The organism is Neobacillus mesonae, assembly GCF_023715155.1.
Taxonomy (GTDB): domain Bacteria; phylum Bacillota; class Bacilli; order Bacillales; family Cytobacillaceae; genus Neobacillus; species Neobacillus mesonae_A.
Genome location: NZ_JAMBNQ010000012.1, coordinates 77,794 through 99,017, shown reverse-complemented (window position 1 = coordinate 99,017; position 21,224 = coordinate 77,794). Strand labels below are relative to the sequence as shown.

The following is a 21,224-nucleotide window of genomic DNA, read 5'->3' as shown; positions in this document are numbered from 1 at the left end:
TAAACCCCCGCCGCTGTCATTAGTATTCTTCTATTATAACGCTCGATGTTTACATGGAGGTTTCGCGTAGTTTACAATGTTTTTTCATAGAATTATAATTTAGTAAAAATAATCCCCAATAATGCAGTAATGACTCCAACCAGCTGGTATCTTTTTAATTTCTCCTTGAAAAATAATAGTCCAGAAAGAACCACAACAAGGCAATTTAAACTGACAATAGGAAAAACAATACTTGCAGTCCCAGCTTGAAGGGCATAAAAATAACTGCTATATCCAAAAAAGCTGATTAAGCCCACAATGGTACCTACATTTATCTCTGATTTCAGCCATTTTTCTTTCATTGCAAAACTGCAGACAGCTAAATAAAAACACCCGCCGCCATACATGGCAATAAGAATTTCAAGTGAACCAATATGCAAAAATGATGATGTCTTCATTAAAATCCCTAATAAACCAAAGGACATAATGGAGAGCATTACCCGGAAAATCCAAGGCTGATAGTTAATAATTTGCTTGGATGCGGGTGAATATTGTATCGTTATGGCTGAGCCTAACATAAAAATAATTCCTATCCACTGTAGTGCTGTAATATGCTCATGAAAAATAATCCCTGCCGTTAAGATTGGAAGTATTACATTCGTCCCTATGATTGGCGATGTCAAACTTGCAGGCCCTTTTTCAAATGCCTTTGACATTTGAATATTTCCATTCGCATTTAATATACCAATGACAGCTCCTAAAAGAACAGCAGTCACTCCAATATGAACCCCTTTAACCATGCCAAAAGCTATCGTTAATAGAAATGCTGTAAGATAAAAATAAAACTGAATATGGACTTTTGAATACCCGTTACCTGTACTCCATTTAAATATAGTATTATTTGCTCCAAAGCAAACCATTGTTAAAAATGCTGCTGCAATCCACATGCTGATCCTTCCCTTTCATATATTCCATTCCAAATATAAACCCGATTTCTACAAATCTCAATCCTATTTTCAATATTTTTTGCATTAGATGAAGATTTTGCAAAATATGTTGGTATTTCACTCCTTTAGTCTTGTTTTGATAGCTTTTGTCAAGCAGCAGGAAAATAGGATACCAAATGGTGAATAACTAGACATAGACAAATTTTTTCCTAGATAGATAGAAAGGGATGGATTTTGATGAAAACTTATACATTAAAAGAAGTGGCAAAAAAAATAAATACAGCTCCTGGAATTATACGGCAATGGGAGAAAGAATTAAATGAGTTAATACAGATTCCACGCTCGAAGCAGGGTGCACGAATCTATACTGATAGAGAAATAGAACAGCTGCTAGAAATTAAAGAAATGGTTTCGCAAAAATTAAGCAAGGAGATGATTCGCTATAATTTACAAAAAAAGCTTACACCTGAAAGCGGCACTTCAGCAGAAGCTGCGGAGTGGCTTGATGGTTCAAATACAACAGGCATTCCAAATACAGCAGAACACCTGAAAACTTCCAATAAAGCCGAAATTGCTGAACCGGATGAGACCGCTTTTGAAGTTGTTGCCGCAGATTCAATCACACCAGTTTCTGTAAAAGAAGATCACAATATCGATGCCAGTCTGCTATACGAAGCAGTCGATACATTTAAAAATAATTTTATTAATGAGGTTAAAGAGGAAATCCGCACCGTAGTCCGAAAAGAAATTATCGAAGAGGTAAAGAAGGAAATTTCTAAAGGTACCTTAACCACGGTTAAGGCACTGTCAGATTCAATCTACAAATCTACAGCTTCAACGAAAGAAGAAATAGAGGGGCTTTCAAAAACCGTGGAAAGGGCTTCCGAATTAACTGCTGATAAAATTCATTACCTTTCCAACAGTATTAAAGATGTATCAATTGAAACCTCTGATGAATTAGCAGCTTTGTCTAAACAATTAACTGAAACTACTAATGACCTTGCCCACACCATTGATTACACCAACAGTGAATTATCGGGGCTGACAGAGGCTATTGCCCTTGATAGAGAATTCTTTGTCGAAGAACGCCAGCAATACGTCAAGGAAATCAGACAAAGGGAAGCAGCTTTCCAGCAAATGTTAACCAATTTTAGAGAAGTTGCCTCAGCCAAAGAAAAAAAGTGGTGGAAATTTTGGTCTTGAATCCTAACAGCTAAATGGAGAATCAATCATACGCCATAGTACTGCCTTTCCTTCTGTCATTTGTTGAATAAGGTAATTAATTTAATGGAGGGATTTGTTGTGAATACAACTGAAGCAGCCAAATTATTAGGAGTTTCTTCAAGCACTATTCAACGCTGGGTTAAGCAGCTTGGTCTTCCAATGGAAAGAAATGAACGGGGACACTATTATTTTAAGGATGAGGATATTCAGTTATTAAAAGATATCCAGGAACAGCTTCAAAATGGGGTAATGCTTCAGGAGATTGCCCCGCTTCCTAAGAAAAGAGAACCGAGAAAAGGGGCAATCAAGCATGGGGATCAAGATCAGAAAATTGAATTGTTATTGACGAAAATCAAGGAAATTGAACTAACTCTGCATGAAAAGGCAGATTCTGTTACCTCTTACCAACTTCTTCAGCATAGGAGAGAAATTGAAGAAATGCAAAATCAAATAACCGAGCTTAACAATAAAATTAAGTTACTTCAGGAAGAAATATCCACGCTAAAACCTGTCCAAACAGTAGAAAAAGGGGTCGGATTAGATGAGGGCAAAGTAAAGAGAAAAAAGAAAAACTTTGTCAGCTCATTATTTGGCTTTAGGTAACCAAATGAGAAAATTAGATAAATAAAATGACCGATCGTACAAATAACGTTCGGTCATTTTATGACAAAATTATTTAGACGCTTTCACCACGCTATGCTTCTTTTGTTCTTTTTACAAATTCAAATGTATCACCAACATAAGAAATCTCTTTAATCGTTACATGCAATTCCCCTGTTGGGATAGTAAGTGAAATTTTTTCCCCTATTTCTTTAAGAAGAAGCTGTCTTCCTACGGGTGATAAAAAGGAAATATGCCCAATATCAGGTTCTGACTGCTCTGGAAAACAAATAACATAATCTTCTGTGTCTTCTTCCTCATCATAAAGGACCGTAACCTTTGTACCAACATAAACTTTCGGAAATAACGAAATATAGAGGTTCTTTCGATTTTGTTTTAATAAATCCTCCACTTCCAGAACATAGAGATTAAAAAAGTGTTTTAATCTTTCCTGGATTGGAGTCGATGAAACATAAAGATTTGTTAAGTCTTTAATATTCTCCTCAATAAAGACTAATTGATTGGTAAAAAACTCTTTACTATGGTTCATAGTAGACAGCCCCTTTACTATGATCAAACCCTCTGCAAAATTTCATTAATGTTTTCATCATAATTCCTCCTTAGTAAAAAAAAAATGAACCTTCCAAATGCATACCGGAGAATTGACTTCATCTAAAAAAGCCAATTCTCCGGTATGCCCGAAAGGAAAAGTAAATCCTTAAAATATTGGAAGATATATTATAATATTACCATATACATACAGAAAAATCTCCCATTTCCAAATACCATAAAATCAAAAAGCGATTCCTGTTCGGAATCGCTTTTTCAACAGAACTAATTTCCCCCTAAATTGTAGGATAAATTGGGTTCTACAATTGGCTTTGTATATTTTTTTACCAAATAACTTCCTAAAAACAAACAAACGATAAAGGAAAAACAAACAAGAATTAAATAATGGTCAGAAATCACGGATAAACTTTTGTCCGGAAACAATGCAGGTACTGATTTAACAATAAACCCATGGAATAAATAAATATAAAGGGTTCTCTCTCCAATCTTTGTTAGTTTCAGATGAATGGATGGAATGATTGTTAAAAAGGAAAATAGGACAGCAATGGTAACCAGATACTGGACTCCCCTGTAGATACCTGCCCCTATTTGTTCCATCCCCATTGCTGAATAGGAACGATCCCCTAACAGCCAGGGAACAGCGTCTTCTGGAAACCCAAAACTGAAATAAATAAAGACAGCTGTAATGATACCTATTCCCGCTGGAAGCGAAAATCTATTCTTAATGATTGTCATTAACTGATCACGATTTAACAAAAAGCCTATCAGAAAATAAGGAAAAAATACAAATGTTCTTGATAAACTTAAATAGCTGCCAATCTCACTGAAATAACCAACGATAATTCCAAGTGCTATACTTAAAATTGCCCCCTTCCATTTTAACCGAGCAAACAGATAGAGCATGCAATTCCAGCAAAACAAACTAATTAAAAACCACAAAGTCCAGTGTGGCTGGAAAAGATTAAAATGGAATGTTCCTTCTTTACCTGAGACAAAATAAAAAACCGAATACAGCAATTGAAAGATTATATAGGGCAGCAATATTTTCTTAATACTTTTTTGGAGATACCCATCTTTTCTATATCCCTTTGAAAAATACCCAGAAATAAAAATGAAAGCTGGCATATGAAAGAGATAAATAAAGCTGTATAACGTGAACAAAACACCGTCTTTTTCTTTAAGCGGGCTTATCACATGGCCAAAAACAACGAGAAAAATTAAAGCAAATTTGGCGTTATCAAAATACTTGCTCCTTTTTGATTGAGAAGCCATTCTCATCACCCCTATAAATGGATTCGATCAAAAGGTATTTGAATATTGTGATGTAACTTTTTCTACAATTCATGCAAATGCAGCGCACTCTTTAATCTTTAAGCTATAATCACCCTTTTTATCATTTTACTCTTTAAGTATTACAGATGGATGTTAGTGAAATAACTTTTAAATTGCAGCTCGTTTACAATTTTACAATAATAATTATATTCTCCCATGAAGAAAATACTACTTTTTCATCAACTTGAAAAGAGCTTTACGAATGCATGGAAAAAATCCATTACTTCCGCAAAGCTCTTTCTTATTTCTCAATTATATCCACTAAACGATTACTAATCATTTCAGCATAATTTTCCTTTAATTCTTCTAAAGAAATATGAAAAAGGGATGCCAACTGACCAAGGAATTCTTGATCATAACGAAGCCAGGAAGCATAATTGCGCTTTAAATACCGTTCGGCCTCTTTAAATCCAGGGAAATTTTGTCCAACCCTTTTTCCTTTATGAATTATAGCAAAATTTCCGTTTCCCTCTGGAAGAATAAAAGAAATTTCATCCTTGTGGTTTTTAAAACTTGTTACAAATGGGGATTCAGGAACATTAAACTCATTCCGGTCTGCATCCGGTTTAAGTGGAGGTGTATCATACACTTTTACAACAAAAGTCTCAAAGGCATCTTTTGACAATTCTGCCCCAGATGCTTTTGGATGTCCGCCTCCCCCGTACTTTTTGGCAAACTCCGCCACATTGATTTCATCGTGTATTGTTCGAAAACCAATTTTCTTACTGCCTACATTTAACAAAGCAATCATATCTAAATGTGGATTCAAATTATTTAAAGCATTTCCAAGTTCAGATAAATGCTGTTCAGCATGAACAATTCCGATACATAAATTCCCCACAAATGATTGAACAATCTGTCTGTTTTTTGATTGTATATAACGTTGAATTTTTTTCTCTTCAATTTCTAGAATAATGGTTTCCGTTTCGGTAAATGAAAAGGGACCAGAATTTTCCTTAATCCTTTTAATCATTTCTTCTTCAAATTGATCCCTGTTCATAATATAAAAAAGATCATTTAATTGTTTTGCTGCCAAATTATTATTTTCATCCCATTCCCATGTATCATACTGGCGGACTAAATCAATAAATTCCTCAAGCGACTGATTTCGTTCCATCATTCCGTGTTCAATCAAAAAATCATAAAATAACGATGTAGCACATGTTTTTTTCCCATTTTCATATTCTGGCTTAACACTGCCCCATGGATAGTCATTAAAATGCAGAGCGGTTACATGATGATCAATCATTTGAATATGTTTTCCGCGCTGATGTCTTTCAGCTAATTTTTTCTCTACATCCGAATTTACAGCTAAATCTGTAATATATGTATATTCCTTATCATTCTCGGGATTAGAAATAAAGGAGTCTACCCTTTGATTAAGGTTTCGATAGGAACAATAAAACACTCTTGCCTCCTCTCCAAATGCAATTTTGGCAACTACACCACATCCAAGACCATCTAAATCAATGTCTGTAAAAATTTTAACCATATACATAACCACCATTTCAATTTCTTTATTCGATATTACTATACCTTTTTATGATGCAGATTGTAAAACCATTAGAAAGATACAAATTTGGGTATAATTGATACTAACTTCTTTAAGTGCGGGGTGCTCTTATGAAATCCAAGCTTATTCTCTGGCTTAGTGTACTGTTTATCATCTTTATGGCTGCATTATTTGTATATTATTTATACAAGCATGATTCTTCAAGATGGCAGGTTGCTGTTGGCGGGATCTTGGTAAGTGCTTTGCCCCTGCTGTTATTAAAATTGAAAGAGATTCCATTTAATATTCCCATTATAATCGGTTATTATTTTTTTCTATTTTGTACATTATATCTTGGTTCCATTTCAAGTTTTTATCTCCATCACAAGTGGTGGGATTCGACCTTGCATTTCTATAAAGGAATCTATATTGGTTTTATTGGTCTTACTCTTTATAAAAGGCTAATACCCCAAAATTTTCGAATAGACGTCTCTAAATGGGTTCTATTTATTTTTGTATTATCACTTGCGGTGCTAGCGAGTGTCCTTTGGGAAATTTATGAGTTCATTGGTGATGTAACTTTCACACATACAATGCAAAGAGGCGGCAACACAGATACAATGCTGGATCTAATATGGGGATGCGCGGGTGGAATTGTGACCGCCATTTATTCTTTGTTTCGAAAGAGGACCATATGATGGAGGGGAAACCATGAATCGAAAACTTGTCATCTTATTCAGCGGAGCTTACGTAATTTTTATGGCTATCTTAGCAGTCTACTATTATAATCATGCAGCATCATTTAAATCAACGGTTGCCATTGGCGGAATCGTGTGTGGTGCAATACCGCTTTTATTAGCGTTGTTTACCAAACTGCAATTTAATCTTCCAATTGTTGTATCCTATCTGATTTTTTTAATCGGCTCCCAATATCTTGGATCTATACAAGGATGGTATGGGCTTGGCTGGTGGGATACATTCGTTCATTTTATTAGCGGCGGAATTATCTCCTTTACTGGGATTGCCTTATATGAGAGGTTGATATTTCGTCATGCTGGAGATGCTATTTCCGCTTGGTTTGTATTTTTGTTTACATTTTCGTTTGCGGCACTAGGCGGAGTTTTGTGGGAGATTTACGAATTCAGCTGCGACCAATTTTTAGGGATGAGTTTACAGGGCGGCGGTAATAAGGACACTATGACTGATTTAATTGCAGACACAGGTGGAGGGCTGGTCATTGCCATTTACAGCGGGATCAGAACCAAAATCAAATTAAAAAAACATAGGAACCCCCAGTAACAAAAAGCAGGCCCCCATTGTTTAAGGCCTGCTTTGTTTCCAATTTTTATTAAACTGGGACAGCCGCGAAAAACTCATCATAAATAGCTTTTACGGCTTTTACTTCATCAATTTCTTTTACGCCAAACATCATGCTTACTTCTGACGACCCTTGATTAATCATTTCAATATTAACCTTTGCCTTTGCAAGGGCTTTAGAAGCTCTTGCCATCGTTCCTATATTATGGCGCATTCCTTCACCAACAACCATGATCAAGGCAAGACTATGCTCAAATTTTACTTCATCCGCATGCAATTCCGTTTTAATACGGTCAATAATTGCCGTCTCCTTTTCAGGATTTAATTGATTTTCCCGTAAAATGACAGATAAATCATCAATTCCTGAAGGAGTATGTTCATATGAGAGTCCAAAGTCTTCCAAAATGTGTAACAATTTTCGGCCGAAGCCAATTTCTCTATTCATTAAGTATTTACTCACATAGACGCTGCAAAATCCCTCATCACTAGCAACACCAATTACAGGTCCATTTGTATTATCCCTATCAGCAACAATCCTTGTTCCATGAGCATTTGGATTGTTTGTATTTTTTATATGGACAGGTATCCCTGCTCGAAATGCAGGTACAAGTGCTTCATCATGAAGGACAGAAAAACCAGCATAGGAAAGCTCTCGCATTTCCCGAAAAGTTAATTCCTTAATTTCTTTTGGTGTTTCAATTAAATTCGGATTCACCGCATAAACTGCATCAACATCGGTAAAATTTTCATATAGGTCTGCTTTCAAAGCATTGGCAAGAATTGCACCGGTAATATCTGAGCCGCTCCGAGAGAACGTGTATACATCCCCTTCTTTGCTATATCCAAAGAAGCCAGGGAACACAAGAATACCTGGACGTTCATGAAGAGCATACAATCTCTCATAAGACTCTGAAAGAACTTGAGCATTCCCGGGCTCGTCTGATACAAAAAGACCAGCTTCCTTCGGATCAACATAGGAAGCCTCAATCCCCTTATGGCGAAAAAAAGCTGCAACCAATTTAGCATTATTATCCTCGCCAAAGGCTTTTAATAAATCCATATATCGTTCTGGATTGCTTTTATCTGCACCTAGCCTTTTTGTCAAATCTTCTCTTATTTCACTGATTATCTCACCTGAAAGGCCAATTTCATCAGCTATTGCTGCATATCTTTCGATTAATGTATGAAACTGTTCTTTAGGCTCTCTTTGTTCCAAACACATTTCAGCACATTCTATCAATAAGTCAGTTACTTTTGTATCTTTCGGATAACGCTTCCCTGGAGCTGATACAACAACCACTTTTCTTTCAGGATCTGAAATTACTATATTAAATACCTTTTCCAATTGTTTTCCTGATGCTAAAGACGATCCACCAAACTTAACAACCTTCATGATTACATCTCCTAACCAAAATATAAATTTAATTTTATTATAATTATGAAAATAATCAAGTCTTTTTTTCCACTGCAGGCGTACAAATGTATTTTTAGGGAGGACATAGAAAAGGATATCCTGATAAATCCAAAAATTAATCTTTCAAATTCTATCGAATCAGCTCAATAAAATGGGCAAGAATTCGTGCAGTAAGCCCCCAGATTGCTTTGTCACCATATACATAAAAGTATTCTTCCATGCCCCTTGTCCGCCACTTATAATTTTTGCCTCCGACAATTAAATCAAATGGAAAGTTTTCTTTTGGGACAACATTCATTTCAACAAAATGTATTTCAGGTTCATGGTTCATAAAAAATGACAATGGAACACTAAAAATTTCACCAACCTCTTCCGTGTTGTAATTAATTTTATCCTGTTCACTGATAAGCCCTACAAACGGATACACGAGCATGCCAAAAGGAGAAACCATAAAGTCCAACGGGTATACTCCAGAAATATCTTCTGCTTCTAATCCAAGCTCTTCGGTTGTTTCTCGAATGGCTGCAGCCCTTTCGTCTTCATCAATCGGGTCCACTTTTCCCCCTGGAAAACAAATTTCTCCTGGCTGTCTCCTTAATGTCAGCGATCTGACCTCAAATAACACATGTATCCCATCTTCTTTTTGAATAAGCGGCACCATGACGGCATATATTGAAAACTTACCGGCGCCTAGGATGGACGGTGTATGCTGTTTTAATTTTGAAAAAATCGTTTCCAATTCCATTCTATCACCCCTCACTAAACCCATTTTTCATTAATATAACCTTATCATGTTTTCAAGTGTGAATCGATTCAAAAAAAAATCCAGCATCGGAAGCTGGATTTTTTTTTATGAAAGAACAGCACGATCGCTATCCATCTGGGCACCGCGAATTCGTTTAAATTCTTCTAATAGTCCCTCAATGGTAAGCAGTTTCTTTTGTTCCTCATTTACCTGAAGAATAATCTGCCCTTTATCCATCATTATCAGCCGGTTTCCAAGGTCGATAGCTTGCTGCATATTATGTGTTACCATTAAAGTTGTTAGTTTGTAACGGTCCACGATTTCCCTTGTGATGTTAGTAATCAGCTCTGCCCTGGATGGGTCCAAAGCAGCTGTATGTTCATCTAATAGTAGAATGGAGGGTTCTGTAAAGGTTGCCATCAACAGTGAAAGTGCCTGCCGCTCTCCCCCTGACAAAAGACCTACCTTAGCACTTAGACGATTCTCTAAACCAAGGTGCAGGGTTTCCAGTACTTCGCGGAAATAACTTCGCCTTTTATTGGTGACCCCCCGCCTTAAAGTACGTGTCTTATTTCTTGAATAAGCCATGGCCAGATTTTCTTCAATTGTCATGCTGGGTGCTGTACCTGCCATCGGATCCTGAAAGACGCGTCCAATCATTTTTGAACGCTTATATTCTGTCATGTTCGTAACATCTTTCCCATCAATAGAAACTTCACCAACATCTGGGAATAATCCTCCGGAGATGATATTCATTAAGGTCGATTTTCCTGCTCCATTACTGCCAATTACTGTAACAAAATCTCCTGCTTCAAGGGAAAGGTTTATCTGATCAATTGCAATTTTCTCATCTGGAGAACCTTCATTAAATATTTTATGAATCTGATTTAATTGCAGCATGATTTTCCCCACTCCTTTCCGCAGCTTTGATTATGTTCAGCATTTCTGCCTTTTTGCGGGCCTTCCGTTTTTTCTCTTTCGATTGTTCTAATATTTTCGGCATAGTCAGGGCAATAATGACAATTAATGCTGTAATGAGCTTCATATCTCCCGGATCAAGGAATTCAATTCGGAGCGCTAAAGATACAACAATACGATAAATAATGGAACCGCCAATCACAGCAAAGGTTGTTCTGACAATCGTTTTGGTACCGAAAAGTGCTTCTCCGATAATAACAGAGGCAAGCCCTATCACAATCATTCCAATCCCCATACCAACATCTGAGAATCCGCCTTGCTGTGCAATTAATGCTCCCGAGAAAGCAACCAGGGCATTTGAAATTCCAAGCCCTAAGACCGTAAGAAGATTTGTGTTTGCCGAGAAACTCCGAATCATCCGGTTATTATCTCCTGTTGCTCTTATAGCAAGACCGACTTCTGTCTGTAAAAACCAATCAGTAAGAAATTTAATAACAAATGTAACCAAAATCATGATTATAAGAATTCCCCATGTTTCCGGAAGACTATCCCCTAAGCCGATCATGGTTAAAAGTTTATTTAATGAGGCATCAATTCCTGTTTTCTCAAATAAATCTTGTATTTTTGAAAAAGCAGTTTCTGTATTTAACATGGAAATGTTTGGTCGCCCCATAATTCGTAAGTTAATTGAATAAAGGGCAATCATCATTAAAATACCAGATAATAAATTATTAATTTTTCCAAAAGTATGCAATAACCCTGTCATACATCCAGCCAGAAATCCTGCGAACAATGCTGACATCGTTGCTAAATAAGGATTAACGCCCCCCATAATCATTACTGAGGCAACCGCGCCGCCGGTTACAAAACTGCCGTCTACCGTTAAATCAGGAAAATCCAGAATTCGAAAGGAAAGATAGACGCCCAGAGCCATAATCGCATAGATGATACCAGCTTCAAATGATCCAAATATTGCAGTAAACAAATAGATCACCCTTTCTTTTAGTCTTTTTGGCCTAAGCGGAAAGAAGGCATTATGCCATCTTGTATACTATAATTTTTTTATTCAAGGAACTAATCTTTCATTTACACAGCTCCCGAAAGCTTATTGATATTATTTCCCTTCATAAAACTCGCCAAGACTTTTCCATTCTTCTTTTATAGCCAAACCTTGTTCTTCTGCGGCTTTTTTATTAATAACAAGCTTTAGGCTTTTTGGAAGCTCAACAGGAATTTCAGATGGCTTTTTCTTGCCTGTTAGAATGTCTGCTGCCATTTCTCCTGATTGATAGCCAATATCAAAATAGTCGAATCCACTGGCAGCCACTGCACCTTTTTTCATTGAATCAAGTTCGCCGACAAATAATGGAATCTTTTTGCTTTTCGCAACGGCAATGACAGCATCAAGTGCGGTTACAACTGTATTATCTGTTGGAACATATATCGCATCAACACGGCCCACAAGCGACTCAGCAGCCTGTTTAACTTCGGATGTATTACCAACGGATACTTCAACAAGCTTTGCACCTTTTTCTTCTACTAATTTCTTAACATCTTTAACCTGTACTACTGAATTTTGTTCTCCAGCATTATAGATGACACCAACATTTTTAGCTTTTACTTCATCCGTGATAAAATGGATCGTTTTTTTCGTCGCGTCAGGATGATTATCTGTAGTACCTGTAATATTTTTACCAGGCTTATCAAAGGCTTCCACTAAACCTGCACCAACAGGGTCTGTTACTGAGGTGAAAACAATTGGAATGTCCTTTGTCGCATTTAGTGCTGCTATTGCACTAGGAGTTGCATTTGCAAAAATAAGGTCTACTTTATCCCCAACAAAGTTATTTGCGATTGTTTGGGTATTATTTTGGTCTGCCTGTGCATTTTGTTCATCAAAACTTACTTTAATCCCTTTGTCTTTTAAAGCTTTTTTAAAACCTTCTGTTGCTGCATCTAAAGATGGATGCGGGGCAAACTGGGTGATCCCTACTTTATATTCCTTACCCTTTTCTGCACCGCTTTGATTTGAATCCTTTGCAGCATCATTGCTGCCGCACCCGGCTAATAACAGCATTCCAGCGAGTGCTATCGAAAGTCCCTTTACTGCTTTTTTCATAAAATAGTTTCCTCTCCTTCAGATCCTAACACTTATCTAAAAATTCTCTAATTAAAAATTATTCTAGTATTTTTTTAGTTCAAAAGCAATAGAAAAGTCAAAATATTTTTCGCGCTTTAAAGCGTTTTTCCGTAAAAACAAAAAAAGAACCTTCCATTATATATTGGAAGGTTTGGAAAAGTATATTAAAACTGTAGTGGAGGAAGCAATATTTTACCAATCTTGTGTATTATCAAGTAATTTATCAATCTCAACATTTTTCATCTTAAAACTGTTATTCTCAGTCGTTAGATCTAATGTTGCCTCTAGTAATGTGTCGATATCAATAATCATTGTACCCATTTATCTAACCTCCCGAGTAAATAATTTCTTCCTTTACTATAGGTTTCGGTTCTAAACATAAAATCATGAGGGTCATTTCTAAAATGCAGCTGAAAATTTTTTGAACGTATTAGATTTCACTTTATAGGTATGATTTAGTTCACTATTCTTTCACAATTTGCCGTTTAAAATGATAGGTGGAAACAAACAAGTAGTTGGGGGACTTCTTGTTTGATTAATTCATATATTGGGAGGGGAAAAAATGTACCAATCAATTGCATGGTACACATCAGTGTTCTTCATTTTCCTCATCGGACTAGCATTTTCATTCGTCTATGGGGAATCTAGAAAATTACGGGAGTATGGTCCAATTCAAGAAAAAGGCTACAAAATTCGCAAGTTTTATTTTCTAGCATTAGTTGCCATTATGGGTTTTGGCTCAGCTGTATCTTTAAGCAGACTTCCATACCACGAGCAGCATGCGAAAGCACAATCAAATGTAAAAGTAGTGGATGTAAAAGGGTATCAGTTTGCATGGGACTTAAGTGATGAAAACTTTACGGTTGGGGAACCGGTAGCGTTTCGCGTCACTAGTAAAGATGTCACTCACGGATTTGGCCTTTACGATCCAAACCTGAAGCTTATTGCACAGACACAGGCAATGCCTGAATATACAAACGTCGTTTCCGTTACGTTTGATAAGCCGGGCACCTATAAAATTATGTGTCTGGAGTATTGCAGCACCGGACATCATGTCATGATTAAAGATATTGTTGTTAAACCAAAAGGAGGTAAATAAAATGGAAACGAAAGCTCGTAATTCTATTAAAAGAGGCGTCGCCATTGCCTTAACCGTTACCTCGGTTGTTCTGGTTTTAATGATGATATTTGGTGTCATGATGTTATTAAATCAAGGGAATATTATTAAAATACCGCCACAATTATTCTATCAAGTTATGACGATACACGGTACCGGGATGATTGGAATTGCTTCATTAGGCGGAAGCGCCATCATGTGGTACTTTTTATCCAAATATATTCATTTAAATCCAAAGATCTTTTTTACCAATTTGATTCTTACTTTAATTGGGGTTGTTATGATCCTTACTGGGATATTCGTCTTTAAATTCTCTGATGGCTGGACATTCCTTTATCCGCTGCCATCTGCTTCGGCAAAGATCTATGGATCTACTGGTGCGTTGCTATTTTTATTTGGTTTGTTAATCTTAGGTATCGGCTATTTAATTATGTACTTCTATATCGCTGCCAGATTAATAAAGGAATATGGCGGATTAGGCAAATCACTTGGATGGGATTATATTTTTAGAGGAAAGAAAGGCTATGGACCGCCTTCTGCGGTTGTTGCTTCGACAATGGTCATTATTGCAAACTCTGTCGGTATACTAGCAGGGGCAACAGCCTTAGTAGAATCCATTCTCAATATCCTTAATCCAAATCTAACCTTTGATCCAATGATGGCCAAGCATTTAACATATGCATTTGGGCACATCTTTGCTAACTGCACGATTTATATGGCTGTTATCGCAGTTTATGAAATTTTATCAGAATACACGGGACGCCCATGGAAATCCAATAAAGCATTCCTAATAGCGTGGAACTTTTCAACACTTTTTACACTTATGATTTACACACACCATTTATTAATGGACTTTGCCGTTCCTGAATGGATGCTAATCATCGGCCAAATATTTTCCTACGCAAACGGCCTTCCTGTTATGGTAGTGACCGCTTATGGAGCGTTAATGATTGTATTCCGTTCAGCTGTCAAATGGGACTTTGCTTCAAGCATGATGTATCTAGCGATGTTTGGCTGGGTTGCTGGTGCCGTTCCAGCAATTATTGATGCAACCATTGTTGTCAATCATGTTATGCATAATACAAAATGGGTGCCAGGTCATTTCCATACTTATATGGGAATGGGCGTGATCGCAATGATTTTTGGTTTCATGTATTATTTCAATAAAACTGAAGGTACACAAAAACAAAATAGTGTTGACAAACTGGCCATTGCAGTCTATTTTCTATTCTTTTCCGGCATCGCAGGCTCATTCCTCTATGCAGGAAAAATCAGTGTTCCCCGCCGCTGGGCCGAACATTTGCCTGAATGGACAGCTTCAGACCAGGTAGGAGCTGTTTGTGGTATACTTGTTATAGTTTCTGCAGTTATTTTTACAATCCGATATATCATGGGATTAAGAACTGTAGGAAAAAAAGATCAAGAGCAGTCTCTTAAATCCGCATCATAAGTATTAAGGAATCCAGCCATTTTTATAATGGCTGGATTTTTTTACCTTCAATTCAACTAAACACTATTCTAGAATAGCCTTTTTTTGAAAAAATTGTTTTACTTCAGGTAGTTTGTCCAATCCATTGGACGTGCTTTCACATAATGTGTATTAGAATATTAAAGGAGGTGCAGCATAATGAGCTACGGTGGCGGAAACATGGGTTTTGTGTTAATTGTCGTTCTGTTCATCCTTTTAATCATTGTAGGTTCTTCCTACGGAGGTTTCTACTAGGTTTTTAGGAAATGTCTAAACTACTATTCCTCCTATTTACCGGGGTTGTGTTCCTCGCAATTCCGGTTCATCTAAAAAGGAGAGGCTGGAACTCCTCCCAGCCTCTCTTCATTACTATTTATCTCTTTGATTTCCTATAACCTGCATCTTGTGCTTCTTTTTCAGTGCAAAACCATATGATATTATCCTTTGTGGAATCATAATAGTCCCCGCTTGGTACATGGTAGATATGAGAATTTGCATTTCCTTTAATTTTCCCTTTACATTCTACATTTGATTCTTGATCGTCATTAGGGTTATTTTGAAATGTGTTCCCTTTATTATTAGTTGAATGGCCCTTTGTTTGTTGATTATTCTTTGCTTCTGAAGCATGATAACCATCTTCCTGTACATAATTTTCAATTGACCATATTCCTGTACCCTTTTTCTGTGCTTTCTTTTGAATGGAGTAGAATTCATCTACATATTTTGTATTCGGCGCATAAATATAGGCAACACGGGCAAGTCCTTTTTCTAACAACATTTCGTTAAACATTTTTCCATCAACGTAGATATAGGCAAGCAAACGACCATATTTATCACGGCCATCTCCAATTCCCGTTTCAATTTCTACCTTTTTACCAACTGGTAGTATTTTTTTTGTGTATTCAGATGCTTCTGGTCCAAAAGGTTGAACACCAAGCCTTGGATGATGTGTTTCCGGGGTATCAATACAAAGCATTCTGATTTTTTCCACCCGATTATCCATTTTTATTTCAACGGTATCTCCATCAATATTTTTCACGATTACACCTGGAAGTAACCTTTTATTACTTGTCTGAACATTATCGGCTTCATTTATTGTTGTTGTTTGTTGAGCCTCTTCTGCCTTTGGCTGAGCAGCAGCTGGTGCTGCCTTAGATCCTTTTTCCGTATTAGCACTATGCTGAACTTCCCCATTCCCCGTGCAGGCAGATAAAATAAACGATAAGACTATAATTAAAATGAAAAGTGGCTGTTTTAACATCTTTTGCATAGGTTAACCTTCTTGTAAATTAATGATATATCAACTATTTTATCAAAAATAATCAGTCCTTTGTTAAGCTGGACAAAAAAAGAGAGAAGAATTCCTCTCTCTTGACCTATTGCTCGTTTTCAGTTGTTTTTGTGTCTTTTTTTGAATTTGGTCCTAAATAATCATAATCATTCGGATTTATTGGTGTAAATCCTTCTGGTTTATAAAAACGAAGAAGATCTTTATATACCACTTCATCAGACATTTGTAATTCAGTATTTACATTATCCGATATATCTTTACAAGCATCAGCGTTTTCTAATAGTTCTTCTGTTTCAGCAGAATAACACTTACCTTTTACTTGAATAACATCGGATGATATAAAGTCACCATTTCGGAACAATGCCCAGCTGCGGTGATTTTTAGATAATAAGTCTGATCCAAATTCCATATAGTCTTTTGTGTCAATTCCCAGCAAATGAAGGATTGTTGGGCGAACGTCAACTTCTCCGCCTACTTCAGACTGAATTCCACCTTTAACTCCAGGAACATGGATAAATAATGGTACACGCTGTAATTTTGCATTTATAACTGGTGTAATTTCATCAACACCAAGTACTTTTGCCATAGCATCATTATGGTTTTCCGAAATACCATAATGATCACCGTACAATACTACAATGGTATGATCATATAATCCGGAAGCCTTCAAATCATTAAAGAATTGTTCCAACGCCTGGTCCATGTAATGGGCAGATTGGAAATATTGGTTTACTACCGTATCACCATAATCCCCTGCAGGGAAATTTGTATCACCAGAATCCATTGCAAATGGGAAATGGTTGGATAATGTAATAAACTTCGTATAGAACGGCTGCTTTAAGCTTGTTAACATTGGCATTGACTCTTTAAAGAAAGGTTTATCCTTTAAGCCGTAGTTTTTCGTATTTTCTTCTGTCATGTTATAGTATTCAGCATCAAAAAACTGATCATATCCAAATGCTTTATAAATCACATTTCTATTCCAGAATGTCTTATAGTTACCATGAAATACAGCAGAAGCATATCCTTGCCCTTTTAAAATTGCAGGCATGGCTTGATAGGTGTTTTGTGCTTTATTCACAAAAACAGCCCCTTGAGACATCGGATACAATGAATTCTCCATTAAAAACTCCGCATCAGAAGTTTTCCCCTGACCAGTTTGATGGTAAAAATTCTTATAATAGAATGTATTCTTATCATGTGTTAATGAATTTAAAAATGGAGTAACTTCCTGACCATCAGGCATCTTATAATCAATCATGAAGCTCTGCAGAGACTCCATAGATACGTAAATGACATTCATCCCTTTTGCCTTACCAAAATATTTTGGATTTGGTTCAGCATAGTTGGCTTTTCGATAGTTCTCCACATCAGTAATGTCACTTGAATCTGCTAAGGCACGCTGACTGGATGATTTAACATTTTGAATGACATCATATATTGTAAAATTATATGCACCAAGATATTTCACTAGATAGTTACGGTCAAAGGAACGAGTCAATAATTGTGGACGATCCTTTTCCGCTAATCCAAGGTTAAATAAAAACGTTGTAATTGAAAATAACAGAACAATTTTAAAGGATTTTCTGTTCGTTACCGTAATGTTTTTAAATACAGTCAAAGCTAACGCAATTAAAATAAAAAAATCTGTAAAATAAAAAATGTCCCAAGGTGACATTAAAGACAGTGCACTATCACCTAATTGTCCGGCATTTGTTTTAGTCTGCATTAAAACAGGGACTGTAATAAAATCATTAAAGAAGCGATAATAAGCAATATTTGCATACAGCCAGAATGATAAAACAAAGTTTGTAATAATCAAAACCAGTTTCATTCGCTTCTTAAATAACATTGCCAGCCCAAAAAAGAAAAGAGCTGAGCTCAATGGGTTAAGAAACAATAAAAATTTTTGAAGGCTATTATCAATTCCAAGATTAAATTCAATTTGATATGCTGCGTATGTTTTAATCCAGAATAATACAACAGCAATTGTAAAGAATGTAAGATGACTATTGTTAAATTTTTCAGATAGTCTTAATTTATTCATTTTAAAACTTCTCCCCTCACTTACCAAATTACGCTTCGGTAAACGAACCTCATTACTATACCATATTTTCTTTTAAATGAAAAACATAATTCATGCCAATTATTCTTAATTTTGTCGTTAAATTTTTCTGCATTTTTCATGAGGTTTCGACACACGCCATAGATTGATCAAAGCTTGGACCTGTTTCTGTTAACTCGTATCCATTTCATTTTTATGTTTGTTCATTGTTGGACATGACTATTTTTAGGTCTCAATTATATAGGACGGTAGTTAACTATATTTGGTTTCACTTTTTTATTTGTTCTTTGAAAAAATTTGCTTTTTATTGAGCATTATTTATGTGAGCTTAAAATCATTTCTAATTATCATATATCGAGAGCATAAACTATGCAATATGATTTTAGCCTTATCTTTCCATTCGAACAGTATAAAAATAATTTTGACGGCAACCATATATACAATCTAATTTAAAGATAAGAGGTGATTGGAATGCCGCGAATTAAGCCAGACTTCACAAAAAGTCCCTATTTCGTTGATGAACCTGGGAACTGGCATTTAAAACCAGGTGCACCGGAAGAATTGCAAATCGAACTAGACCAATATTTGGACAGCCTTACCATTATTGACGAATCTGGGACAGTCAATGGCAACCATATAGAATTTCCTTAGTGTGCTAATATAATAGAAGAAAGCGGTTGCAAATTATAAATGCGTATAGAAAAAACCTAATTTACACAGAATAAAGTAATTATTTTCTTAAGGGGTGATTGAATAATGGACACGAATAGACTAAAACAAATCTTATCGTCTTCTGCCGATATCGAGGTCAAATACAATGGTGCCTCTGTTTGGATAGATAAATTAAATGAAGACGGCCAAACGGCAACCGTACATTTACGCGGACCGCTTGAAGAAAGAACTATTGTAGAAATTAATGAACTGATGGAGCAATAAATAGTAAAGGCAGGAGTATTTCCTGCCTATACCATGTCTTCATTTTCCTTATCAATCTCACCTGGCTCCGGCTGCACATTCTGGACAATTGAGCCAAGAACTTTCCTATTGTATGTATCCGGGTCTTCCCCTGCACCTGGCAATATATGAGACATAGGCAATTGTTCCAGTTCTTTTCCTCTTGGCATGATTATCCCTCCTTTCTTATAAGGTTGTCCAACTATAATTAAATTTATTTAATGTAATTTAGCAAAGCGCTCAAGATCTCGATTTTTCCCAATTACTACAAGCACATCACCTTCATCCAGAAGTTTATCTGGTGAAGGAGAAATAAAAATATCATGATTATGGCGAATAGCAATGACACTGATGTTAAATTTTGCTCTAAAATCGATTTCCCTTAAGGTTTTATCAATCATTTTTTCAGGAATCTTCACTTCTTCTATACTATAATCATTCGATAATTCAATAAAATTTAAAACATTTGGGGATAGAAGCTGATGGGCTACACGTAATCCCATATCTTTTTCCGGAAACACCACCCAATCGGCACCAACTTTATCAAGAACTTTCCCATGAAGTTTATTTATGGCCTTAGCGATTACCTTTTGGACTCCCAATTCTTTTAAAAGTAATACACTTAAGATACTGGCTTGAATATCGTTTCCAATTGCAACAATAACAGTATCAAAGTTACGAATCCCAACAGATTTCATCGCTTCTTCATCTGTTGAATCAGCTATTAAAGCATGTGTAACATATCCTTGTGCCTCTTCCACTCTTTCTTCATTTACATCCAGCCCCAGCACATCCTGGCCAGATTCAAATAATTTTTGCGCGAGATTCAATCCAAATCTTCCTAAACCAATAACCGCAAATTGATTGGCCACTTAAGTTTCCTCCTTGATTTGTACTACCCTATTATGATTTTTCCTTTTGTATATTGGAAAGCAGCAGTATTTTCCAAATGGTTCCCCATATGCGATCGTTATGGGACCAACCCTTCCGGCAAACATGGTAAATATAAATCCCTTCCCAATAGAAGATCGTTCTAGAGTTAACCCCATAGAAAGTCCGAGTGTTGTAAAGGCTGACTCTGCCTCAAATTAGACAACAAGAAATCCTTTCAATGCTCCTTATTCGTTAAAATATGCAATATAATCGTAACTAATTTAACCATTTAAGATAACTGTCAAAGCTTTATAAATTGTTTCATGGGCCATTCTTTGACGATAAGATATCACATCTTCCTTACTACTAATTTGTAACTACATGGCTTCGCTTAATGTAAAAATTAAATGTCTAGGGTTGTATTTCCCCCCCTGCAGGGCCAGGAGAAGCACCAATAAATATTAGAAAAATGATTAATAATAGTGTTATGCTAAATAGGACCCCCCCCATATTTCAAATCCTGCGTGATTCAAATTAGAAATAGAGTGAAATATTCCAAAATATATTGCTTGTTCAATCTGCATTCAAAAGAAAATCTTATCGATTATAATATAGTACCTATACCTTTAATAACTGCAGTAAAGATTAAAATTCGTTTAGCAAGCCTGACTACTGCGTAATGGACACGTTATTTAATGATTCGGTCAGTAGAATACTTTCTTTTAAAGAAATTCATTTCCCAAGTAAAAAGCGCTGCTGCTCTCATAAATCCTATTCC

General features: G+C 36.1%; 23 protein-coding genes. 9 read left to right on the top strand and 14 right to left on the bottom strand.

Going from position 1 to position 21,224, the window contains the following annotated elements; all coding sequences use genetic code 11:
- Window positions 1–92: 92 nt before the first annotated feature.
- Window positions 93–926 carry a GRP family sugar transporter gene (locus tag M3183_RS12605; protein ID WP_251470146.1) on the bottom strand — a complete coding sequence of 278 codons (834 nt, stop codon included), beginning with the start codon at window positions 924–926 and terminating at the stop codon, window positions 93–95.
- Between the two features lie 237 nt (window positions 927–1,163).
- On the opposite strand from M3183_RS12605, the gene M3183_RS12600 reads away from it, so the two are divergent.
- The gene (locus M3183_RS12600) at window positions 1,164–2,129 is read left to right on the top strand and encodes a MerR family transcriptional regulator (RefSeq protein WP_251470143.1); all 966 of its coding nucleotides are present in this window, start codon (window positions 1,164–1,166) and stop codon (window positions 2,127–2,129) included.
- A 99-nt stretch (window positions 2,130–2,228) separates the two neighbouring features.
- The gene (locus M3183_RS12595; protein ID WP_251470141.1) at window positions 2,229–2,753 is read left to right on the top strand and encodes a MerR family transcriptional regulator; all 525 of its coding nucleotides are present in this window, start codon (window positions 2,229–2,231) and stop codon (window positions 2,751–2,753) included.
- Window positions 2,754–2,844: 91 nt separating this feature from the next.
- Here the strand turns inward: M3183_RS12595 and M3183_RS12590 are convergent, their stop codons facing one another.
- From M3183_RS12590 to M3183_RS12580, 3 genes are all read right to left on the bottom strand, one after another.
- A complete protein-coding gene (locus M3183_RS12590; RefSeq protein WP_251470138.1) occupies window positions 2,845–3,300 on the bottom strand; it encodes a GreA/GreB family elongation factor in 456 nt (151 codons plus the stop codon).
- A 284-nt stretch (window positions 3,301–3,584) separates the two neighbouring features.
- Window positions 3,585–4,592, bottom strand: a complete 1,008-nt coding sequence (locus tag M3183_RS12585) for an acyltransferase family protein (protein WP_251470136.1) — start codon at window positions 4,590–4,592, stop codon at window positions 3,585–3,587.
- A 301-nt stretch (window positions 4,593–4,893) separates the two neighbouring features.
- Complete coding sequence (locus tag M3183_RS12580) at window positions 4,894–6,144, bottom strand: DHH family phosphoesterase (protein WP_251470133.1); 1,251 nt, start codon at window positions 6,142–6,144, stop codon at window positions 4,894–4,896.
- Window positions 6,145–6,275: 131 nt separating this feature from the next.
- Here M3183_RS12580 and M3183_RS12575 point away from each other — a divergent pair, with 131 nt between their 5' ends.
- Together M3183_RS12575 and M3183_RS12570 are read left to right on the top strand one after the other, a co-directional pair.
- Window positions 6,276–6,842 (top strand): DUF2238 domain-containing protein, encoded by a 567-nt coding sequence (locus M3183_RS12575; RefSeq protein ID WP_251470131.1) that lies wholly within the window; start codon window positions 6,276–6,278, stop codon window positions 6,840–6,842.
- A gap of 13 nt (window positions 6,843–6,855) precedes the next feature.
- Window positions 6,856–7,443: a DUF2238 domain-containing protein gene (locus M3183_RS12570; RefSeq protein WP_251470130.1), complete on the top strand. Its 588-nt coding sequence runs from the start codon at window positions 6,856–6,858 to the stop codon at window positions 7,441–7,443.
- A gap of 49 nt (window positions 7,444–7,492) precedes the next feature.
- On the opposite strand, the gene M3183_RS12565 is transcribed toward M3183_RS12570, so the two are convergent.
- From M3183_RS12565 to M3183_RS27110, 6 genes are all read right to left on the bottom strand, one after another.
- A complete protein-coding gene (locus tag M3183_RS12565) occupies window positions 7,493–8,854 on the bottom strand; it encodes an aspartate kinase (RefSeq protein WP_251470129.1) in 1,362 nt (453 codons plus the stop codon).
- A 151-nt stretch (window positions 8,855–9,005) separates the two neighbouring features.
- Window positions 9,006–9,620: an NUDIX hydrolase gene (locus M3183_RS12560; protein ID WP_251470127.1), complete on the bottom strand. Its 615-nt coding sequence runs from the start codon at window positions 9,618–9,620 to the stop codon at window positions 9,006–9,008.
- 105 nt (window positions 9,621–9,725) lie between these two features.
- A complete protein-coding gene (locus M3183_RS12555) occupies window positions 9,726–10,520 on the bottom strand; it encodes an ABC transporter ATP-binding protein (RefSeq protein WP_251470125.1) in 795 nt (264 codons plus the stop codon).
- Window positions 10,495–11,523: an ABC transporter permease gene (locus M3183_RS12550; RefSeq protein ID WP_251470123.1), complete on the bottom strand. Its 1,029-nt coding sequence runs from the start codon at window positions 11,521–11,523 to the stop codon at window positions 10,495–10,497. Before M3183_RS12550 ends, M3183_RS12555 begins: the two co-directional genes overlap by 26 nt.
- Before the next feature lie 129 nt (window positions 11,524–11,652).
- A complete protein-coding gene (locus tag M3183_RS12545) occupies window positions 11,653–12,657 on the bottom strand; it encodes an ABC transporter substrate-binding protein (RefSeq protein ID WP_251470121.1) in 1,005 nt (334 codons plus the stop codon).
- 213 nt (window positions 12,658–12,870) lie between these two features.
- Window positions 12,871–12,999 (bottom strand): hypothetical protein, encoded by a 129-nt coding sequence (locus M3183_RS27110; protein ID WP_285879621.1) that lies wholly within the window; start codon window positions 12,997–12,999, stop codon window positions 12,871–12,873.
- Between the two features lie 241 nt (window positions 13,000–13,240).
- On the opposite strand from M3183_RS27110, the gene M3183_RS12540 reads away from it, so the two are divergent.
- The 3 genes from M3183_RS12540 to M3183_RS12530 all read left to right on the top strand — a co-directional run bounded on the left by M3183_RS12540 (window position 13,241) and on the right by M3183_RS12530 (window position 15,518).
- A complete protein-coding gene (locus M3183_RS12540; protein ID WP_251470119.1) occupies window positions 13,241–13,777 on the top strand; it encodes a cupredoxin domain-containing protein in 537 nt (178 codons plus the stop codon).
- Window position 13,778: 1 nt separating this feature from the next.
- The gene (locus M3183_RS12535) at window positions 13,779–15,245 is read left to right on the top strand and encodes a cbb3-type cytochrome c oxidase subunit I (RefSeq protein ID WP_251470117.1); all 1,467 of its coding nucleotides are present in this window, start codon (window positions 13,779–13,781) and stop codon (window positions 15,243–15,245) included.
- Between the two features lie 177 nt (window positions 15,246–15,422).
- Entirely contained in the window at window positions 15,423–15,518 is a 96-nt protein-coding gene (locus M3183_RS12530) for a YjcZ family sporulation protein (protein WP_251470115.1), read from the top strand.
- Between the two features lie 118 nt (window positions 15,519–15,636).
- On the opposite strand, the gene M3183_RS12525 is transcribed toward M3183_RS12530, so the two are convergent.
- Together M3183_RS12525 and ltaS are read right to left on the bottom strand one after the other, a co-directional pair.
- Window positions 15,637–16,533 (bottom strand): thermonuclease family protein, encoded by an 897-nt coding sequence (locus M3183_RS12525; RefSeq protein ID WP_251470113.1) that lies wholly within the window; start codon window positions 16,531–16,533, stop codon window positions 15,637–15,639.
- Between the two features lie 106 nt (window positions 16,534–16,639).
- Window positions 16,640–18,601, bottom strand: a complete 1,962-nt coding sequence (ltaS, locus tag M3183_RS12520) for a lipoteichoic acid synthase (protein ID WP_251470111.1) — start codon at window positions 18,599–18,601, stop codon at window positions 16,640–16,642.
- Window positions 18,602–19,090: 489 nt separating this feature from the next.
- On the opposite strand from ltaS, the gene M3183_RS12515 reads away from it, so the two are divergent.
- Together M3183_RS12515 and M3183_RS12510 are read left to right on the top strand one after the other, a co-directional pair.
- Complete coding sequence (locus M3183_RS12515; protein ID WP_251470109.1) at window positions 19,091–19,270, top strand: hypothetical protein; 180 nt, start codon at window positions 19,091–19,093, stop codon at window positions 19,268–19,270.
- 105 nt (window positions 19,271–19,375) lie between these two features.
- Entirely contained in the window at window positions 19,376–19,555 is a 180-nt protein-coding gene (locus M3183_RS12510; RefSeq protein ID WP_251470107.1) for an H-type small acid-soluble spore protein, read from the top strand.
- A 26-nt stretch (window positions 19,556–19,581) separates the two neighbouring features.
- Here M3183_RS12510 and M3183_RS12505 read toward each other — a convergent pair whose 3' ends face one another.
- The gene (locus M3183_RS12505) at window positions 19,582–19,743 is read right to left on the bottom strand and encodes a hypothetical protein (RefSeq protein ID WP_251470106.1); all 162 of its coding nucleotides are present in this window, start codon (window positions 19,741–19,743) and stop codon (window positions 19,582–19,584) included.
- Between the two features lie 48 nt (window positions 19,744–19,791).
- Window positions 19,792–20,445 (bottom strand): potassium channel family protein, encoded by a 654-nt coding sequence (locus tag M3183_RS12500; RefSeq protein WP_251470104.1) that lies wholly within the window; start codon window positions 20,443–20,445, stop codon window positions 19,792–19,794.
- Between the last annotated feature and the right edge of the window lie 779 nt (window positions 20,446–21,224).

Excerpts from the sequence above, each read along its gene's own strand:
- M3183_RS12605 (WP_251470146.1), bottom strand. The coding sequence starts at position 926 with ATGTGGATTGCAGCAGCATTTTTAACAATGGTTTGCTTTGGAGCAAAT.
- M3183_RS12600 (WP_251470143.1), top strand. The coding sequence starts at position 1,164 with ATGAAAACTTATACATTAAAAGAAGTGGCAAAAAAAATAAATACAGCT.
- M3183_RS12590 (WP_251470138.1), bottom strand. The coding sequence starts at position 3,300 with ATGAACCATAGTAAAGAGTTTTTTACCAATCAATTAGTCTTTATTGAG.
- M3183_RS12585 (WP_251470136.1), bottom strand. The coding sequence starts at position 4,592 with ATGGCTTCTCAATCAAAAAGGAGCAAGTATTTTGATAACGCCAAATTT.
- M3183_RS12580 (WP_251470133.1), bottom strand. The coding sequence starts at position 6,144 with ATGGTTAAAATTTTTACAGACATTGATTTAGATGGTCTTGGATGTGGT.
- M3183_RS12575 (WP_251470131.1), top strand. The coding sequence starts at position 6,276 with ATGAAATCCAAGCTTATTCTCTGGCTTAGTGTACTGTTTATCATCTTT.
- M3183_RS12570 (WP_251470130.1), top strand. The coding sequence starts at position 6,856 with ATGAATCGAAAACTTGTCATCTTATTCAGCGGAGCTTACGTAATTTTT.
- M3183_RS12565 (WP_251470129.1), bottom strand. The coding sequence starts at position 8,854 with ATGAAGGTTGTTAAGTTTGGTGGATCGTCTTTAGCATCAGGAAAACAA.
- M3183_RS12560 (WP_251470127.1), bottom strand. The coding sequence starts at position 9,620 with ATGGAATTGGAAACGATTTTTTCAAAATTAAAACAGCATACACCGTCC.
- M3183_RS12555 (WP_251470125.1), bottom strand. The coding sequence starts at position 10,520 with ATGCTGCAATTAAATCAGATTCATAAAATATTTAATGAAGGTTCTCCA.
- M3183_RS12545 (WP_251470121.1), bottom strand. The coding sequence starts at position 12,657 with ATGAAAAAAGCAGTAAAGGGACTTTCGATAGCACTCGCTGGAATGCTG.
- M3183_RS27110 (WP_285879621.1), bottom strand. The coding sequence starts at position 12,999 with ATGGGTACAATGATTATTGATATCGACACATTACTAGAGGCAACATTA.
- M3183_RS12540 (WP_251470119.1), top strand. The coding sequence starts at position 13,241 with ATGTACCAATCAATTGCATGGTACACATCAGTGTTCTTCATTTTCCTC.
- M3183_RS12535 (WP_251470117.1), top strand. The coding sequence starts at position 13,779 with ATGGAAACGAAAGCTCGTAATTCTATTAAAAGAGGCGTCGCCATTGCC.
- M3183_RS12530 (WP_251470115.1), top strand. The coding sequence starts at position 15,423 with ATGAGCTACGGTGGCGGAAACATGGGTTTTGTGTTAATTGTCGTTCTG.
- M3183_RS12525 (WP_251470113.1), bottom strand. The coding sequence starts at position 16,533 with ATGCAAAAGATGTTAAAACAGCCACTTTTCATTTTAATTATAGTCTTA.
- ltaS (WP_251470111.1), bottom strand. The coding sequence starts at position 18,601 with ATGAATAAATTAAGACTATCTGAAAAATTTAACAATAGTCATCTTACA.
- M3183_RS12515 (WP_251470109.1), top strand. The coding sequence starts at position 19,091 with ATGCCGCGAATTAAGCCAGACTTCACAAAAAGTCCCTATTTCGTTGAT.
- M3183_RS12510 (WP_251470107.1), top strand. The coding sequence starts at position 19,376 with ATGGACACGAATAGACTAAAACAAATCTTATCGTCTTCTGCCGATATC.
- M3183_RS12505 (WP_251470106.1), bottom strand. The coding sequence starts at position 19,743 with ATGCCAAGAGGAAAAGAACTGGAACAATTGCCTATGTCTCATATATTG.